Below are 20,005 nucleotides of genomic sequence, written 5' to 3'. Positions count from 1 at the left end.
TTTATATTGTATAATTTTAATAACTGCTGTCATCTAAATATTGATTATCTATGACTTTTTTAGTAATAGATTCCATTTTATCTTTAGTCATTTCATTTTCTGCAGTCGTATTCAAAGCGTGTTGCTTAGCTTTATTATTAGTATAATCAGCCAGTGGATACATTTTAAAATTTTGCCTTGTCTTACTATCAAGTGGATTCTCAATTTCATAATGCGTTACTAATGACTTCCATTTTACATCTTTAATTGTTATGCCTTTAGGTTGTTTTTCAATATTAAACTGAATGTTGCCCCCTAGCGCATTACTTTCATTACCAGTAGATTGGCCATTCAAGAAATTACCCAGGGAATAAGCAACCAATGTTCGATGATTATCATTGCCCTTCACCCATTGGATTGGCTGAATCACGTGAGGATGTGTTCCTATTACTACATCGACGCCTGCATCAGCAAATACCTTGGCGTATTGTTTCTGTTTTGCATTAGGCTCGTGTTTGCCTTCATTACCCCAATGTGCCGATACCATAACCATATCACTTTGTTCTTTAGCTTTTGCTACATCTTTTTTGATTTGTTCCTCATTAAAGTAGTTTATTTGATATTTATTTTCCGGTTTAATATCGTTCGTACCGTATGTATAACTTAGCATTGCAATTTTAATCCCTTTTTTATTAAACGTTGGGATTGTATCCCTGTCTCTTTGTGATTTAAATGTCCCTGTATAAAAAACACCTTTAAAATGTTCCCACACATTAATTTCATTTAATAATCCATCAGTACCTTGATCCAAAGCATGATTGTTAGCACCATTCACTACATTAAAACCAGTATCCACAACATCCCTAGCAATATCATTAGGCGTATTGAACTGTTTAAATCCAGAAAGTCCCTTTTCATCTCCACCAATCGGCGATTCCTGATTTACATAGGAAATATCTGCTGCTTGTATTTCTTTCTTTAGTGATTCGTACATAGGTTCAAAATCGAAAGAACCATTCCTTTGTAATGCGTCACGATATACAACTGGATGTATTAAATTATCACCTACTGCATAAAAAGATGCTTTATGAGTTAAATTCTTTTGATCTGATAAACAAAATATACATAGAGTTAAAAAAAGTGAAAATAATAAAACTAAAAGTATACGATACCTCATCAAAGACGTCCTCTCATCAAGAATTACCTTATATATCTACTTTCGTTAATTTCAGTATAGTTTTTATCATTCTACGATTCAATTATATTGGCGAAGTATTTTAATTTTATCAAAGTGAAAAATGTTAATGCATAAAAGAAAAATCTAATTTATTTTAAAACTTTCGTTATCTTCTATCACTGTCAAAGTCAATTAGTAATGATAAGGAAAAATGGTTTAATTGAACTCTCGCTCATGTATAAGTCTTATACAATAATTAAGGCTGAGACAATTAATTTGCCCCAACCTCAAGCTATAGAATATTGCAGAGCTGACAAATAGCTAAAAGCCTTGAAATAACTACCTTTAAATATTAGTCAACTCATCAAGATGTAAATACGCTTTAATATCTATTGTTCTATTTTTGATAATTCTATATTCAAATATATCTAAACAAATGATCTAGCTACTTATCTTACAGTCACATAAATGATTAAACGTATTTTGTAACAGTTTCAGTAGGTAATCTATATGAATCATGTGCTGGATTTTTTGCTTTCCCAACAGCAACGATTAATACAGGTACATAACGTTGTGAGTCAATATTAAATGCATCAGCTATTTGATCACTTTCGAATCCACCAATCGGATTTGTGTCATATCCATGTGCTTTAGCAACTAACATAAATTGCATTGCAGCTAAACTACTATCAATTTTAACGATATCATTCATTTGCTCTTTAGGGGCACTATCATAAAGCGCTACAACTTTATCTAACATTTCATTTTTAACTTCTTCTGGCATAAAGCCATGTTTTACAGCATTGCCATAAATTTCTTCACCGTAAGTTTGACTTTGCATATCACCAAAAATAACTACCATTGCTGATGATGTATCGTTTTGACGCGTGTTAAAACGAATTAGCGGACGTAATTTATCTTTACCTTCATCACTTTCCACTACTAAAAAACGCCAAGGTTGCATGTTAACAGATGATGGGGCCTTTGTTGCTTTTTGAATCATTTCGTCCATTTCTTCTCTAGGGATTTTAAATTGGTCGTCAAACACTTTCACTGATTTTCTATTGTTTAAAATATCTTCAAAATTATTATTTATCATTCTTTTCTACTCCTTAATTATTTTTAACAAAATCAAATTATACTCAATTTGACCACTTTTACAAATCATTTGTTTATAAATAATTTTCATAACATAACAAAACATTCTAAAACCTTATTCCAATCAATGTTTACATCCATAAAATTTTCCCAAAAGAAATGACATTCTTATAAATAATAAGTTATTATCTGAACTCAATTTAAAGTAATTTTATTCAAATTACATAAAGTTTTGAATAATCATATTTAAATATCAATAGACATTGAAGTAGTTCTTTCACGAAAGCCTATTTTTTCATATAAATATTTCGCATCGTTCCCTGCATATACGTTGAGCCTTACCTCACTCACATTGTGTTTTTTATAGTAATCATTAACAAAGTGAATTAACTTTTTAGCTATGCCTTGATTTCTATAAGCTTCTAACACATATAATTCATAAATAAACCCATATTCTTTCTGTTCAATAGCGTCTATTTTCTTATCTACAAGTACAAACCCACGTATAACCTCATCTTCAGAATAAACAAAATACGATGCACCTTCTTCTTGTAATTGCTTAGACATCGTACGCATACACTCCTCACTCAAATTAAAATTTACAGTTACAGATGATTCAAACACATCTGGTATCATTTGATTTATCTCTACTAACTCTTGAGTATTCGCTTTTCTAATAGACATAATATATTCCACTCCTTCATTTTTCATTGTGTACACGCACACAATCTATCTTTAATTAATACCTCAATTCCCTAAAACATCTATTTTTTGCATACGAGATAAAGATTTAACTAAATGTAAGCGTTTAATATGTTTTAAATTTTAATTACACACTATATTAATTGTAAATTTATAGTAAAATATATTAGTAGCACTTTTACAAAAAATAAATAGGCAAAAAAGAACTAAAGCAAATTATAATTATTTTTGCATAAATATCTAAACCCGTTTATTTTCAATTACAGTTTTAAACCATGCTATAATATGTGCTTTAGATTTAATAATTCAATACTACCTATACCATAATTTCAGAGTGTATTTTACAAAATCAGTCTTTCTACCTATGTATTAATAGTTGATATTTGAGATTGATATTTGTTAATATTTTACCTTGTATAAAAATATAGAGAAAATTTAAAAAAAGAGGGAACATAATGAAGTCCATTTCAGTCATAGTGACTTATTACAACTCAGAAGATTATATCGAAAGATGTTTGAGTAGTCTTAAAAACCAAAGATTCCAAGATTTTGAACTCATTTTAGTTAATGATGGTTCAACTGACAATTCAAAAAAAATAGCGACAGAAACTGCTAAAGATTGGGATATTCCCATTAAAGTAATAGATTTACCACAGAATACTGGCCATGCACATGCCAGAAATATTGGTCTTAAAGAAGTTGAATCGCCTTACTTTATTTTTATTGATTCAGATGATTATCTAGCTTCTTATGCTTTATCATTTTACATGAAAAAGTTGAATAGTTTCGATGCTTTAATTGCACCTATTCATTCTTTCACTTTGGATATTCCTCAGTACGTTGATCAAAATTTAGTACGTACAGAATATTTAAATACAAAAACAAAATCAAACCAATTTTTACGTAAACAAACGGTTTGTAATATTATTTTCAAAACGGCAATCGCACGTGGGCATAATCTACAATTTAACGAAGACTTAAATATCTTTGTTGATTGGTCATTTATATTAGAATTCATTAAATATGCTAACGACTTCGTGCGTATCAGCCGATTCCCTTTCTATATTAAAGGGGAAATCTATGATCCATTTTTAAAACCAGCATTATCTCAACAAGACTTCGGCATTATATTTAATGATTATGTCTATAGTTTCTCAGATTCTGTTAAACGCGCACCACTAAAAGAAAACAAGGCATTCATTAAAAATAAAATGAAAAACTTATTCAAACGTTCTTTTGAACCATCACTGAGAAAACTACCTGAACGTTACGAAAACAATAGTGAATTACTTCCAAAAGTGACGCGCGAATTACTACCTACAATATTTAAAAATGAAAAACCATTATTTATGATTGAATCATTAATGCTTATGTTCAATAAACGCAATTTTGCTTTTAAAGTGAACCAATTTAGAAAGCAAGCACGTTTAGTTAAAAACATTGTTTTACGTAGAAAAAATAAACATCGTGCACTTTATCAATTAACTGATAGCGAAGATAAAGTGAAGAATAACAGAATCGTATTCGAAGCCTTTGCCGGCAAAAACTATAGTGATAGTCCTAAATATATTTATGAATATATGATGAAGCATCACCCAAATTATGAATTTATATGGGTCTTCAAGAATCCTTCGAAAGTTCAAATACCTGGATCGGCTAAAAAAGTTAAAAAAGGGTCTAAAGCATATTATGAGGCTTATTCAACAGCTAAATATTGGGTAACTAACGCAAGACTACCTTTATATTTAAATAAAAAGCCTAACCAAGTTTATATTCAAAATTGGCATGGTACACCCTTGAAACGTCTGGCAAATGATATGAAAGTGATTCGCATGCCCGGAACAACAACTGATAATTACAAACGTAATTTCAGAGAAGAAACAAGCCGTTGGGATTATCTTGTTTCACCTAATGCTTATTCATCTAAAATATTTGAAACTGCTTTTTGGATGAATCCAGAACAAATTCTTGAAATTGGATACCCAAGAAATGACGTGTTGGTAAATCACGCAAACGATAAAGCATATATTCAGCAAATTAAAGAAAACCTAAACTTACCTGCAGATAAGAAAGTTATTATGTACGCGCCAACGTGGAGAGACGATGAATTCGTCAAAAAAGGTAAATATCTATTCAACCTACAAATTGACTTAGATAACTTACAAGCGCAATTAGGCGATGAATATGTCGTATTACTAAGAATGCATTACCTTATTTCTAACGCGTTAGATTTACGTGGTTATGAAGACTTTGCAATTGATGTATCAAACTATAGTGATATCTCTGAATTATATTTAATTTCAGATTGTCTAATTACAGATTATTCATCTGTAATGTTTGATTACGGCGTGCTTAAAAGACCACAGTTCTTTTTTGCTTATGATTTAGATAAATATGGACAAGACTTACGTGGTTTCTATCTTGATTATCACAAAGATTTACCTGGTCCTATCCATCAAGATGCTTACCAGTTAACAGAACATCTAAAAAACTTAGATCAAGTAGCTATTGATTATAAAGATAAAATTGATAAATTCTATAATGACTTCTGTTCATTAGAAAAAGGTAAAGGCTCTAAAGCAATTGCAGATTTAATTACAGGTAAAAAGTATAAATAATTTAGTTTTACCCTATTGTATTATAACAACCTAAATTTAATTACAGTCATTTCATTGAGACTTAATTACTAACAAGGCTAATAATAAAATAAACAGAGCTATACTAGTGCTTGTGCATAAGTCGCCTCTGAATAAAGAAAGAGTCCGTGCATTACGGGCTCTTTTTTGTATTTCAATTTTTTATTTTACGATAAACTCTAAACATATAAAATCAGATTGTCTATTATTCATAAAACAGTATGTAATTAAAAAAAACCTAATTTATATAAAATTAGGCCATTATCTACTGCTAATATAAAGATTAAGGCTGAGACTATTAAAAGTTGTCTCAGCCTTAAGATTATCTATATTAAACTAAAAATCTAGTGTTTACTTAACTGTACCGGCGTCTTTATCATGTACACCATGACGATAAAAATCAATGTATTCTGGTTCTAATGGTTTCTTACCACGAATGATATCAGAAGCTTTTTCTGCCATCATTAGTACTGGAGAATGGATATTACCATTTGTTGTACGTGGCATTACCGAAGCATCCACCACTCGTAAATTCTCCATACCATGAACCTTGAATGTTTCTGGATCTACAACAGACATTTCATCTGAAGCAGGACCCATTCTACAACTACATGATGGATGTAGAGCAGTTTCACCATCACGTTTTACCCACTCTATAATCTCTTCATCTGTTTGTACTTCAGGCCCAGGTGAAATTTCTCCACCATTGAAAGGATCTAATGCTTTTTGTTTCAAGATATTTCTAGCTACTTTAATAGCTTCAACCCACTCGCGCTTATCTTCTTCAGTAGATAAGTAGTTGAATACAAATTCAGGTTTTTCAAATGGGTCTTTTGATTTAATCTTCAAGTGACCACGAGAATTTGAGTACATAGGTCCAACGTGCACTTGGTATCCATGCGCAGCTGGCGCTTTTGTACCATCGTATCTTACTGCGATTGGCAAGAAGTGGAACATTAAGTTTGGATAATCTACTTCATCATTAGAGCGAACGAATCCGCCACCTTCAAAGTGATTTGATGCTGCTGCACCTTTACGCCCTAAGATCCATTGTAAACCAATAAATGGCATCTTCAATTTATTTAAACTTGGTTGCATTGATACTGGCTGTTTACATGCATGTTGCACGTAAACTTCTAAATGATCTTCAAAGTTTTCACCAACACCTGGTAAGTGAATACGAGGTTCAATGCCTAATGAACGTAAGTGTTCAGAATCACCTATTCCTGATAATTGTAATAATTGTGGTGAGTTAATTGCACCACCGGATAAGATAACTTCTTTCGCATTTACTGTATGCTCTTTACCATTTTTCTTGAATGTTACCCCTGTAACTTTATTACCTTCAAAGTTTAATTTAGTAACAAAGGCACGTGTTTGTACTTCTAAGTTTTTACGTTTCATCGCTGGATGTAAATACGCTCTGGAAGCCGATACACGACGTCCATTATGCACTTGGCTGTCAAATGGTCCAAAACCTTCTTGACGGAAACCATTTACATCTGGAGTTTTATTATAACCTGCCTCTACGCCTGCATCAAAAAATGCTTGGAATAATGGGTTATCAGCAGGACCACGTCTTAACTTGATTGGTCCATGATGTCCGCGGTAAGGATCATCTTTAGTAGAACCAAATGTTGTTTCTAGTCGTTTGAAATACGGTAAACAATGTGCGAAATCCCATGAATCCATACCTTCAGGTTTAGCCCATTTTTCATAATCCATCGGGTTACCTCTTTGGTAAATCATACCGTTAATTGAACTTGAACCTCCTAAAACTTTACCACGTGCATGACCAACTTTACGACCGCCCATATGTGGTTCTGGCGTCGTTTCATAAATCCAATCATATAATTTATTTCCAGCAGGATACATTAAAGCTGCTGGCATTTGTATTAATAAGTCCCATGGATAATCACTACGTCCCGCTTCTAATACAAGTACATTATTTGATACGTCCTCACTTAAACGGCCACCTAGTACTGAACCGGCGCTACCGCCCCCTATGATGATATAATCATATGATTCTTTCATTGTTATACTGCCTCCTGAATTTATTAAATGTTATTTAGCCTTCTTTATTTGTAATTTAGTTATGCTTTACCGAACCAATTGACTGGCTCTGGATTTGTATTACGTAAAATATGTTTTTCTTCTTGATATTCAGCTAATCCTGCTTTACCAAGCTCTCTACCAATACCTGATTGTTTATATCCACCCCATGGTGCTTGTGCAAAATATGGATGGAAATCGTTAATCCAAACGGTACCCATTTTCAATTTATTTGCTACACGTTCTGCTTTTCCAACATCATTTGTAAACACGCCACCTGCTAATCCGTAAATTGAATCGTTAGCAAGTTCGATTGCTTCTGCTTCAGTTGTGAAACTTTCAATCGTTACAACAGGTCCAAACACTTCTTCTTGTACAATACGCATTGACGTATCACAATCCGTAATAACTGTTGGTTCAAAGAAGAAACCGTTTTGTAAATCTTCACGTTCAGGGCGTTTACCGCCAATTGCAATCGTTGCATTCTCAGATTTAGCAACTTCCATATAGTTTTCAATTTTTTCACGGTGTTCTGCTGAGATGACTGGTCCCATTTCTGTATCTTCGTCAAAACCATTACCTAATTTAATATTTTTTATTCTTTTTATAAGTGCTGCTTCAAATTTTTCTTTAATATCCTTATGCACAATAATTCTCGCGCCTGCAGAACAAACTTGACCTGCATGGAAAAATCCACCATTCAACGCTTGATCTACTGCTAAATCAAAATCAGCATCATCAAATATAATATTTGGATTTTTACCGCCTAATTCTAAAGCAATATTTGTTACATGATCTGCCGCATTTTTCATAATATGTTTACCTGTTTGAATACCGCCAGTAAATGATACTAGGTCCACTTCTTTATGTGATGATAAGGGCTCACCTACTTCTGAACCTTTACCTAGTACAAGGTTAATCACACCTTGTGGAAAACCTACTTCTTCCATCAATTCAAATACACGAATAGTTGTTAACGGAGTAATTTCACTCGGCTTCATGACTAATGAACATCCTGAAGCTAATGCAGGTGCTATTTTCCAAGATGCTTGAAGTAAAGGATAATTCCACGGTGTGATTTGTGTAACAACACCAATTGGTTCTTTGATAACTTTACTCTCTGTATTTGGAATTGGTGAATCTATAATTTCACCACCATCTTTGTCTGCGAGTCCAGCAAAGAAATTAAATACATTAGCAATATCGTCCATGTCAGCATAAGATTCTTCTAACGTCTTACCAGTGTCTAATGTTTCAAGTTTAGCTAATTCTTCACGATGCTTAACGATTAAGTCAGAGATTGCTCTTACTTTCTTACCGCGAGTTTCACTTGTTTCGTTAGCCCATTCGCCATCTTCAAAAGCGCGTCTAGCTGCCAATATTGCACGCTCGCTATCATCAGCTGTTCCTTCTGCAACTTCAAAAATCACTTCTTGATTAAATGGATTAATAATTTTTCTTGTTTCTTTATTTGAGCTTTCAACCCACTCACCATCAATAAATTGACGACGAGATAAATTTTTTACAAGTTCCATTAAAATTACCTCCGTTAAGTTTGTTAAATTTTTATTTAACGAATTTTATAGAGTTTATGTTAGCATAGTAATTGAAAGGGTGTCAAACGAGTTCAAATATTACACACTCATTTTCAATTATGGTCTGGTATCTATATTACTTAGATTAATTGTCTTTCCTTAGTTTGAACTTAAAAAATTTAACCGGAGGTGTACAAATTGGTACATTCTAATAACCCTGAAAATCAATTAGACGAAGCCAAAGACATTGTTATCAATGCAATTGGTGAGACAATGGATTTATATGGTATCAATAGAAGTGTCGGAAATTTATTCGGTACTATGCTTTTCGAAGATAGTATGACGTTGGACGAAATGCGCGAACAATTACAAATGAGTAAGCCGAGTATGAGTGCTGGCGTTAAAAGACTCCAAGAATTTGATATAGTAAAACAACAATTCACACGTGGAAGTAGAAAACAGCATTTCATAGCCGAAAAAGATTTCTTTAACTTCTTCAGAAATTTCTTCACTCGAAAATGGAGGAGAGAAATTGTCATTAATGCTGAAGCTGTCCATGATTCAGTTGCAATTTTAGATAACATCATTAATGATAAAAACGTTGATGAGGCTACTAAGAGTGATGCACTTGAAACTAAACAGCAACTCGTTGATACATTGCCTTATTATGAATGGTTAGATCAATTAAGTGATGCGCTTGAAAGCGGCGAAATATTTAAATACTTCCCTATACCAAAAGAAACGCACAGAGAAGAATAAGTTTTCAAATTTATAAGAATAAAGGTCACATTACTTATTCTGTTAATGATTCGCCTTCATTTTTGTCCTATATACTTAATTTAATCTTGTTCGCTAATATGTGGAGTTTCATTTTCATTTAATTAATAAAGTGTATAAAAATAGCTGCCGACAACATGTCGGCAGCTATTTTACAATTTATAAATTGTCGTCTTCTTTTTTCTCTCTCACTTGTGTAATTCTTAATGAACGTCGTTCTACTTCTCTATATTTATCAGCGCGATGCTCCAATTTGAGTCGATCTTCAGACAATGTCCTTAAGAATGAAATCATCATCATTACAAACACAACAAGTACTGGTACACTCGCTAATACAGAAGCTGTTTTCAATACATCTAATGCACGCTCACCACCTACTAACATTAATGCAAATGGTAACAAGCACAAAGCGAATGCCCAATATAAGCGATTTGCTTTTAATGGCTCACCAATCACTTTTTTCTGTGATGCTGCAGCTAAAATATAGGAACCAGAGTCAAATGTTGTTGCTAAGAATAAAATTGCTGAAACTAAGAATAATACAATAACTAAGTTAGGAAATGGCAAATGATGCAACACTTCAATAATTGTAGCTTCAGTAGTGTGCGTATTTAAGAATTCAATTACATTAAATTGTCCACTTATTTGTAAATATACTGCATAGTTTCCAAAGATACCAAAGAATAACATACAGCCCAACGTACCATATACTAGTGTACCTAAAACAAGTTCTTTTAGTGTACGACCTTTTGATATACGTGCAATAAATAATCCAATAAATGGTGCATAAACTATCCACCATGCCCAATAAAATATCGTCCATTTTTGAGGGAACATTGTTTCTTTACGTCCCCCTATGCCGCCAAATGGTTCAATCCATGTCGCCATTTGGAAAAAGTTTTTAAACATATTACCCATACTAGTGATTGTTGTTTCCATTATAAATACGGTCGGTCCTACAACTAACACAAATCCAAGTAATACAAATGACAATATTACGTTTCCATCACTTAAAACTTTAATCCCTTTTTTCAACCCTGAATATGAACTATAAGCAAATATTGCTGTAATAACTAACAAAATAATGCTCTTCATGAGCATATTATCTCCATCTATTCCTGTAAGACGTTCTATTCCTGCTGTAATCATCGGCACACCTAATGCTAATGATGTAGCTGCTCCGCCCAACAAACCAAAAATAAAGACAATATCAACTACTTTTCCTACAATACCATCTGTTTGTCCTTTTAGTATAGGACGTAATGTTTGACTAATTTTATAGACTGGCTTGTTTTTCACAAATACAAGGTAACCAATACAAAGTGCCGGTAATACAAATGTTGCCCATGCAATTGGCCCCCAGTGGAACATGCCATACATAGTTGCATAATTAAGCGCACTATCTGTCATACCTTTACCGCCATGTGGAGGGTCTTGATAATAAAATGCCCATTCAATTATACCCCAGTATAAAATATCAGAAGCAATTCCTGCACAAAACAGCATTGCAGCCCAACTAAAATTATTGAACTCAGGTTTATCTGTTGCTTTACCTAGAGTTACGTTTCCATATTTACCAAAAGCTATGTATAATACAAAAATCAATGTTGCTAAGCCAATTAGTAAATATATAGCACCTATTGAACTAGAAACAGCATCGTTCATTTTAGTAATAATATCTTGACTTGCTTTTGGAAAGACCATCATAGGAATTACTGCAATAAGTAAAATTATCGATGATCCTATAAAGGTCGTCCAATCCATGACTTTATTCTTTTCCATTTTTGAACACCCCTGAATTTAGTTTTCTTAACTATGTATAAGTTGCTAAAATAAATAAATGTTAGCAAAACAAAATATTAATTCACAAACATGAGCCTAACGAACTTTAAATAATAATGCAAATTACATTCAAAAATATCACCACCAAAATATGAATATTTATATAAAACGCACATTTACCCCTCATATGAAATTTGCTACAATCACAGTGTTAAGTTTAAATTTAACGTAATTAATGAATCTTACAACTTTACTTATTGAATATTTATGCTAAATTAATGCATAAATATTTGTTTTATTTTTTCGTTTGAATTCAAAAAATTAGAATTAATTATTATTAAAATTTTAAATTCTTAATACCTAAAAAGTATAAAATTAGAAATTTTTAATTAGACAAAATGCATGCCATTTTTGGCAATAAATGTAAAATTTCAATGTTCTAATCGTCTTAACTCACTTTTTCCTTCAAATATTCTATAATAAAATAAAAAGCTTTTTAGGCGAATTAAATAAAGGAGTACTGTAAATGCAAAAATCACAAATTATTAATTACTGGGATAAACGAGCTGGCTCTTTTGGCGAAAATAAACAAGCAGAATTAGAGAGTAAACATGCACTAACCTGGATTGATGAAATCAACCAAATAGCTCCTATACATGAAGGTATGAAAATATTAGATATTGGTACCGGTGCTGGATTTTTAGCAATCTTATGCGCTCATCAAGGAGGAACAGTTACTGGTATAGATCTTTCGCCAGAAATGATAGAACATGCTAAAGTAAATGCACAACACTTCAAACAAAATCTAGACTTTAAAATTATGGATGCTGAAAATCTAGACTTTGAAGATGAAACATTTGATATTGTTATCTCAAGAAACGTAACTTGGCTCCTACCAAACACAAATGCTGCTTATAAAGAGTGGTTACGCGTATTAAAACCCCAGGGCAAACTGATAAATATTGATGCTGATTATGGTAAAGATTCATTTGAATCCTATAAATCGATTGGTTCAAATCATGCTCATGACACACTTGATAAAGACATGCTAGTAGAAAGCGAAGCTATTAAGCAAAGTATCCCAATTAATCATCAACCCCGACCACAATATGATATCCAAATACTTAAAGAATTAGGTTTTAATCATATACATCTTGATGAAGGAGTATATCATCGCATTTATAATGAAAAAGATGCTTTCTATAACCCAACGCCCATATTTTTAATATCCGTTACAAAATAGATACAGTTATTATTACGTATTTTTTATAATAGATATAATTTTTATTATATTTTGATATACAAGGTGCCTACAACTTGCGTTTCAGACAGTTTTTTATCATACTAATAATTGAATAAAGTAAAAGGAGTGGTAAGAATGAATAAAGAACAATTTGACAAAGTAAAAAATGGTAAAGGATTCATTGCAGCATTAGACCAAAGTGGTGGTAGTACACCTAAAGCGCTAAGTGACTATGGTGTTACTGAAGATCAATACAATAGTGAAGACGAAATGTTCAAACTCGTTCATGACATGCGTACACGTATTGTTTCATCACCTTCATTTAGCTCTGATAAAATTGTTGGTGCAATCCTTTTCGAACAAACAATGGATCGTGAAGTAGAAGGTAAACATACTGGTGACTACCTTGCAGATAAAGGTATCGTACCATTCTTAAAAATAGATAAAGGTTTAGATGAACAAAAAAATGGTGTTCAATTGATGAAACCAATGCCTGAATTAGACGATTTATTAAGCCGTGCAAATGAACATAAAATTTTTGGAACTAAAATGCGTTCTAATATCTTAGAACTTAATAAAGATGGTATTGATTTAGTAGTTAAACAGCAATTTGAAGTAGCTAAACAAATCATTGCTGCAGGTTTAGTACCTATAATTGAACCTGAAGTTAATATTAACGCTGAAAACAAAGAAGAAATCGAAGCTTATTTAACTGATTCTATATTAGAAGAATTAAATAAATTAAATGATGATCAATTAGTAATGCTTAAAGTAACTATCCCTACTAAAGCAGATCAATATCAACCACTAATTAATCATCCAAACGTTGTTCGTGTCGTTGCGTTATCTGGTGGTTATAGCAGAGAACATGCAAATGAAGTACTTAAACAAAATAAAGACTTAATCGCAAGTTTCTCTCGTGCACTTATCAATGATTTAAATGTAAACCAATCAGATGAAGAATTCGATAGAATTTTAGGCGAAACAGTTGAATCTATCTATGATGCTTCTGTTAATAAAAACTAAGTATTCATTCTTATAGTTTCATAATACGTTTCGCTATATAAATTAAATAATTAAACTTTCTGAGGCTGGGACATTATTTTTGTGTTCCAGCCTTAATTTTCATTGCAATATAACTACAATTTACTAAGTTAACGTTAGTTACACCTACACTTCCCCCCTAAAATCACATATGTGATAATACTATCTCTTGAGCGCTTATATCTCTTATATTAGCTGTAACGTCGCATATACATGTCTCCATTCACACTTAATATATTGTAATTTATTAGTAACTAGTACTAACAATAGTTGTATCAATTTCTAAATAAACTAGCCAACACTGAAAACTATCTATATACTAATATTAATTTATAAAATAACTTTATTTAAAAAACAGGGAGCATACTTAATGAAAAATTATTTACATAGATGGGTTATTGAAGCACTAAGTTTTATGGCACTTGGCTTATTTGGTTCACTAATAATCGGGCTGATTTTAGAAACATTAGGAAGTCAAACTTTGATATCTCAACTCAATTTATCTTTCTTATCTGAAATAGGCAAGGTAGCTATGTCCGTAACTGGAGCAGCAATTGGTGTTGCTATAGCTTATGGTCTAGGCGCAAAACCTCTAGTTATTTTTTCTTGCGTTATCGTTGGGACCCTTGGTTATGACACATTTGGTGGTGGCGCTGTTGGTGCATATATCGCAACACTTATTGTTGTTGAATTAAGTAGATTTTATGCGGGTAAGACAAAAATAGATATCATCATCACGCCTTTACTTACGATTATAGTTGGTGGTGCAATAGCAAAACTATTTGGTCCAGCCTTAAATCAATTCATGACTGGCTTAGGAAAAGTGATTATAGTTGGCACAGAACAACAACCATTGGTTATGGGCATAGTCGTGTCCGTTATATTTGGCCTAGCTTTAACAGCCCCTATTTCTAGTGCAGCACTTGCTTTGATGCTTGATTTAAGTGGTTTAGCTGCTGGCGCAGCCACTATTGGCTGCGCTTCCCAAATGGTCGGATTTGCAGTCAATAGTTATAAAGATAATGGATGGAGTGGCTTACTATCGATTGGTATTGGAACTAGCATGTTACAAGTGCCTAATATTATTAAAAATCCAATGATTCTCTTACCTCCAACACTTGCAAGTGCGATTGTTGCGCCAATTATGACAACACTATTCCCTATGTCGAATAATCCTGCAGGTGCAGGTATGGGTACAAGTGGCTTTATAGGTCAAATTATGACGATTAATACGATGGGCGGTTCGGTTCAAACATGGTTACTGATAGTCATATTCCATATTTTGCTACCTTCATGTCTCAGCTTTATGTTATATATATTCTTCTTAAATAAGCAATGGATTAAACCAGGAGACCAACGCATCAATATAGCTAGTTAAAGATATGATATGTTAATCAGATTATGATTTTATATTGGTCATTAATCGCTAAGTAACAATTTATTTACTATCGATACTTCATATATAAAAAGAAAAAGGTGACTAAATTTCTATTGCTGCTTAAACCAGCTTATAGAAATCGAGTCACCTATTTTTATTCAATGCTAATTAGATTGGTTCTCACCTTGTATTGGTACTTGTCCACCAGTTGTCACTCTTCTCTTTTGAGTAAAATAAAGGACAAACGCCACAAAGTACCACGCTAATACGATCAACCACTCTGCTGGCCAAGCGAGTGACGAAGGCATTCCAGGGAGATAAATAATTATAAATAAAATACTAAGTACCACTGCAATAATACCTATAACTCTACCATTTCTAATACGGTATGGTCTTTCTAAATCAGGCTGTGTCTTACGCAATTTTAAAAATGAAATTGCTACTAATAGATAGCCTAATACGACTCCAATACCTCCAGCATTAACAATCCATGAAAGTGCTGGTCTCCCTAATAATGGAGCTACAAATGCAAGTACACCTAAAAATAAAATACCATGTGTTGGTGTTTTGAATTTAGGATGAATATAAGCAAACCATTGCGGAATCATTTTGTTTTTAGCCATAGCATACAAAATTCTACTACCACCTATAATAAATGCATTCCAACTGGTAATAATGCCTGCGACGCCGCCCAGTACGAGTAAAACGCCAAATCCACTATGTCCAAAAAGATTTACCATTGCATCAGCTGTAGCTAGACTGCTTGTACCAAGTGCTTTTGGAGATAACCCTGTTGCGACACCAAAAACAATAAGCAAATAAAAAATCACAGATGCAATAATCGATAAGATTAAAATACCACCTATTTTTTTAGAAGGTGCTTTTACCTCTTCAGCAATCTGTGGTATAACATCAAACCCAACAAATAGAAAAGGAATCATCATCAATACAGACATTGTTCCACCTACACCATGTTCAAACGGCTTTAAGTTACTGAAATTACCATTAAAGCCAGCACCAAAAACAAGTAGCAAACCGACCGAAACTATAAAGATTGTAAAGACTGTCTGTATTATCGCTGCAGGTTTAACACCAAAGTAATTTAATGACGTTAAGACAATACTCCCCACAGAACCAATTAACACCCATGTTAAGTACACGTCCCATCCAGCAATATTCCACATGAATCCCTGATGTTGAAAAGGAATAACATAATCGATTACTGTAGGTAACGCAACCGCCTCAAACGTAATCACTGATACATAGCCAAATAATACTGACCAACCAGAAATAAAAGCAATTCCAGGTGAAAATGCTTTTTTAACAAAGACAAATCCTCCGCCAGTTTCTGGAATTGCAGAAGCAAGTTCTGCATATGTAAGACCAATTACAATTACTAAAAAGCCTCCTATTAAAAAGGCAACAATACTTCCTACAAAACCTGCTGTTGATACCCATTCACCTGATAACACGACCCATCCCCATCCAAGCATGGCACCGATTGCAAGAAATAAGACATCAACAATATTCATTGATTTATCAAACTGTGATTTTTGTGATTTCATTGAACATACCCCATTACATTCTTCAAATTAAAATAATAATTTTACAAGGTCGGCACAGTAATATAACCTAATTACTGTGCTTACAACCTTGTCTTGACTTAATTATTATTCTTTAAATCTTCAACCCTTGTTTATGTTTCAATTGAAAGTATTTTAATCATTCATTTCTAAAATTATTCTTGAATAGAAAGATATTTTGTTTCTAAATATGGTTCAATACCTTCTATACCACCTTCTCTACCATAACCGCTTTCTTTCAAACCACCAAATGGTGCATGTGCAGCAGAAGGACCCCCATCGTTCCAACCAATAACGCCATACTCTAATTCATTAAAGAATTTTAGTCCAGTACGATAGTCATTAGTAAAGAAGTATGATGCTAGACCAAATTCTGTATCATTGGCTATTTGAATAACTTCATCTAAATCTTCATATGTCATAACTGGTGCAACTGGTCCAAATGTTTCTTCATGCATAGCTTTCATATCTATATTTGCGTTAGAGATAACTACTGGTTTCAAGAAATTTCCACCTAACGATTGAATATCTTCAATGCTACGCGACAATTCTCCACCTTTCTCTTGCGCATCAGTTATATGAGATAGTACTTTCTTAACAGCTTGTGCATCGATAAGTGGCCCTACTTTCACGTCACTTTCTAAACCATTACCTACAGTTAGTTCATGCACTTTTTCTATTAATTTCTCTGTATACGTCTCTGCTATATCTTGATGTACATAAATTCTATTGGCACATATACACGTTTGACCTGCATTTCTAAATTTAGAAGCAATTGTTCCATCAACAGCTGCATCAACATCCGCATCTTTATGCACAATTAACGGTGCAAGTCCACCTAGTTCCATTGTTACATTTTTAACCTGTTGTGCTGATTGTTCTATCAATGTTTTACCCACTGCAGTTGACCCAGTAAATGTCACTTTACTGATTAGTTCATGTTCAGTAAATAAATCACCTGCGTCTTTACCAGATGCAATAATATAAGAAATAGCATCTTTAGGGAATCCAGCTTCATGGGCAAGTTCTACTAATTTAATTGTAGTTAACGGCGTTTTTACTGCTGGTTTACAAATAATTGTACAACCGGCCGCTAAGGCTGGCGCCATTTTCCGCGTAATCATAGCTGCTGGGAAATTCCATGGTGTAATTGCACCAACAACGCCTACTGGGAATTTATCGATAATAATTTTTTTAGACGCAGCATTGGCTGGAATTGTGCGACCGTAAACACGTTTTGCCTCTTCTGCATACCACTTCACATAAGAATTAGCATAAGCCACTTCACCTTTTGCTTCAGCAAGCGGTTTACCACCCTCTAATGTGATGAGTCGTGCTAATTCATCTTGATGTTCATCTATAAGTTCTGCCCATTTCAATAATTTAGCAGAACGTTCGTGAGCGTCTACTTTTTTCCATTGTTGAAATGCTTTATGTGCTCGTTCCACTTGTGTTTGAATATCTTCGCTACTTGTATAATCTAAGCGTTCAATGACTTCATTGGTAGCTGGGTTAAACACTTCTAATTTTGTCATATTAAAATCTCCTTTTTATTAATCAATTATAAAATACTTACAATTATCCATACCCTATATCAAAAAATCATAAAGTGTAGTCGCTTATGCGATACCTTCTTTAGAAATTACAGTCTCAAACACATCAGTTAAAATACGTAATCCTTCATTTAACTCATCATCTGTAATAACTAAAGGTGGTAAAAATCGAATAACATTGCCTTTAATACCTGCAGATAACAACAATAAGCCTTTTTCGTTTGCTACTTGGACAAGTTTACCTGTTAATGCTTTATCAGGTTCACCAGTTTCAGGATCAACTACTTCAAAGGCAACCATTGCACCTAATCTACGTATACTTGAGATTTGATTATATGTTTCGCTCAATGATGTTAAATATGTTTCTATGTTATAACCTAGTTGTTCTGCTTTATTGTTTAAATCTTCTGTCTCTATAATTTCAATAACTTTAAGCGCAGCCTCACAAGCCAATGGATTTCCGGCATAAGTACCACCTAATTCGCCTGGGGCAGCACTATCAATAATTTCTGATTTACCAACTACACCACTTAACGGAAAGCCTGCAGCTAATGATTTAGAAACTGTGATTAAATCTGGTTCAATATCAAAATGTTCTATAGCAAAAGTCTTGCCAGTTCTGGCAAAACCACTTTGAATTTCGTCAGCTACAAAGACAATGCCATTATCTTCACAAATCTGTTTGACTGCTTTTACAAATTTAGAATCTGGGATAATGAACCCACCTTCACCTTGAACAGGTTCCATAACAATACAAGCCACATCACTTGGATCTACTGTTTCTATAAAGAAATCATATAATTTATTGATAATTTGATCTATATAAGCTTCATCCGATAATTCTTCAGATTTTTCAGAAATATTAGGATAAGGTGCTTGGTAAACTTCTGGTGCAAATGGACCAAAACCAAATTTGTAGGGCTTCACTTTACTTGTCATTGACATAGTTAAATTTGTTCTACCATGAAATCCTCTTACAAATGAAACGACCGCTTGTCTACCAGTATATTTTCTTGCAATCTTCACTGCATTTTCTACGGCTTCAGCTCCAGAATTCAGCAATATTGATTTTTTCTCAAAATTACCTGGTGTAATCTCTGTTAACTTTTGTGCTAAGTTAAGATAACTCTCATACATAATGACATTAAATCCTGGATGTATAAATTTATCTAATTGTGTTTTTAAATGTTTCGTAATTTCAGGATGCGTATGGCCCACATTTAATGTTCCAATTGCACCAGCAAAATCAATAAACACATTGCCTTCAACATCTTTAATAGTTGCACTTTGCGCTTCATCAGCAACATGCAGATTTCCGTTTCCTACACCACGAGCTACATATTTTTCACGTTGTTCTTTATAATAATTAAATTTATCTGACATCATGAAACCTCCTATAACTTAAATACAAATGCTATTTCATTTATTGTCTAAAAATTTAAAATATTATTGGTGTTCTGTAAAGT

General features: G+C 33.1%; 14 protein-coding genes. 5 read left to right on the top strand and 9 right to left on the bottom strand.

Annotation, left to right across the window (positions count from 1 at the left end):
* Positions 1 to 16: 16 nt before the first annotated feature.
* The 3 genes from ACW5YJ_RS02940 to ACW5YJ_RS02930 all read right to left on the bottom strand — a co-directional run bounded on the left by ACW5YJ_RS02940 (position 17) and on the right by ACW5YJ_RS02930 (position 2,938).
* Positions 17 to 1,156, bottom strand: coding sequence for a CapA family protein (locus ACW5YJ_RS02940; protein WP_017723879.1), 1,140 nt, complete (start codon positions 1,154 to 1,156; stop codon positions 17 to 19).
* A 472-nt stretch (positions 1,157 to 1,628) separates the two neighbouring features.
* Positions 1,629 to 2,255 carry a nitroreductase family protein gene (locus ACW5YJ_RS02935; protein WP_017723880.1) on the bottom strand — a complete coding sequence of 209 codons (627 nt, stop codon included), beginning with the start codon at positions 2,253 to 2,255 and terminating at the stop codon, positions 1,629 to 1,631.
* 245 nt (positions 2,256 to 2,500) lie between these two features.
* Positions 2,501 to 2,938, bottom strand: coding sequence for a GNAT family N-acetyltransferase (locus tag ACW5YJ_RS02930; protein ID WP_107552192.1), 438 nt, complete (start codon positions 2,936 to 2,938; stop codon positions 2,501 to 2,503).
* 473 nt (positions 2,939 to 3,411) lie between these two features.
* Between ACW5YJ_RS02930 and ACW5YJ_RS02925 the strand changes: the two genes are divergently transcribed.
* Positions 3,412 to 5,574, top strand: coding sequence for a bifunctional glycosyltransferase/CDP-glycerol:glycerophosphate glycerophosphotransferase (locus ACW5YJ_RS02925; RefSeq protein ID WP_119603971.1), 2,163 nt, complete (start codon positions 3,412 to 3,414; stop codon positions 5,572 to 5,574).
* A gap of 369 nt (positions 5,575 to 5,943) precedes the next feature.
* On the opposite strand, the gene betA is transcribed toward ACW5YJ_RS02925, so the two are convergent.
* Positions 5,944 to 7,626, bottom strand: a complete 1,683-nt coding sequence (betA, locus tag ACW5YJ_RS02920) for a choline dehydrogenase (RefSeq protein WP_017723883.1) — start codon at positions 7,624 to 7,626, stop codon at positions 5,944 to 5,946.
* Between the two features lie 59 nt (positions 7,627 to 7,685).
* Positions 7,686 to 9,179 carry a betaine-aldehyde dehydrogenase gene (gene betB / locus ACW5YJ_RS02915; protein ID WP_017723884.1) on the bottom strand — a complete coding sequence of 498 codons (1,494 nt, stop codon included), beginning with the start codon at positions 9,177 to 9,179 and terminating at the stop codon, positions 7,686 to 7,688.
* A 198-nt stretch (positions 9,180 to 9,377) separates the two neighbouring features.
* On the opposite strand from betB, the gene cudC reads away from it, so the two are divergent.
* Entirely contained in the window at positions 9,378 to 9,938 is a 561-nt protein-coding gene (gene cudC / locus ACW5YJ_RS02910; protein ID WP_107552188.1) for a choline uptake/conversion transcriptional regulator CudC, read from the top strand.
* Positions 9,939 to 10,115: 177 nt separating this feature from the next.
* On the opposite strand, the gene ACW5YJ_RS02905 is transcribed toward cudC, so the two are convergent.
* A complete protein-coding gene (locus tag ACW5YJ_RS02905) occupies positions 10,116 to 11,738 on the bottom strand; it encodes a BCCT family transporter (RefSeq protein WP_107552186.1) in 1,623 nt (540 codons plus the stop codon).
* 526 nt (positions 11,739 to 12,264) lie between these two features.
* Between ACW5YJ_RS02905 and ACW5YJ_RS02900 the strand changes: the two genes are divergently transcribed.
* From ACW5YJ_RS02900 to ACW5YJ_RS02890, 3 genes are all read left to right on the top strand, one after another.
* The gene (locus ACW5YJ_RS02900; RefSeq protein ID WP_107551989.1) at positions 12,265 to 12,981 is read left to right on the top strand and encodes a class I SAM-dependent methyltransferase; all 717 of its coding nucleotides are present in this window, start codon (positions 12,265 to 12,267) and stop codon (positions 12,979 to 12,981) included.
* A 135-nt stretch (positions 12,982 to 13,116) separates the two neighbouring features.
* Positions 13,117 to 14,007, top strand: a complete 891-nt coding sequence (locus ACW5YJ_RS02895; protein ID WP_107551988.1) for a fructose bisphosphate aldolase — start codon at positions 13,117 to 13,119, stop codon at positions 14,005 to 14,007.
* A gap of 388 nt (positions 14,008 to 14,395) precedes the next feature.
* Positions 14,396 to 15,403 carry a PTS sugar transporter subunit IIC gene (locus ACW5YJ_RS02890; protein WP_426432809.1) on the top strand — a complete coding sequence of 336 codons (1,008 nt, stop codon included), beginning with the start codon at positions 14,396 to 14,398 and terminating at the stop codon, positions 15,401 to 15,403.
* Positions 15,404 to 15,567: 164 nt separating this feature from the next.
* Here the strand turns inward: ACW5YJ_RS02890 and ACW5YJ_RS02885 are convergent, their stop codons facing one another.
* The 3 genes from ACW5YJ_RS02885 to gabT all read right to left on the bottom strand — a co-directional run bounded on the left by ACW5YJ_RS02885 (position 15,568) and on the right by gabT (position 19,922).
* Positions 15,568 to 16,968, bottom strand: coding sequence for an APC family permease (locus ACW5YJ_RS02885; RefSeq protein ID WP_107551986.1), 1,401 nt, complete (start codon positions 16,966 to 16,968; stop codon positions 15,568 to 15,570).
* Positions 16,969 to 17,141: 173 nt separating this feature from the next.
* On the bottom strand, positions 17,142 to 18,521 hold the full coding sequence (locus ACW5YJ_RS02880) for an NAD-dependent succinate-semialdehyde dehydrogenase (protein ID WP_457338461.1): 1,380 nt from the start codon (positions 18,519 to 18,521) through the stop codon (positions 17,142 to 17,144).
* Between the two features lie 84 nt (positions 18,522 to 18,605).
* Positions 18,606 to 19,922 (bottom strand): 4-aminobutyrate--2-oxoglutarate transaminase, encoded by a 1,317-nt coding sequence (gene gabT / locus ACW5YJ_RS02875; protein ID WP_017723892.1) that lies wholly within the window; start codon positions 19,920 to 19,922, stop codon positions 18,606 to 18,608.
* Positions 19,923 to 20,005 lie beyond the last annotated feature (83 nt).

The organism is Staphylococcus sp. mip270_02 (assembly GCF_054031535.1).
The sequence above is the reverse complement of the archived record's forward strand: the minus strand, read 5'-3'. Positions and strand labels throughout refer to the sequence as shown.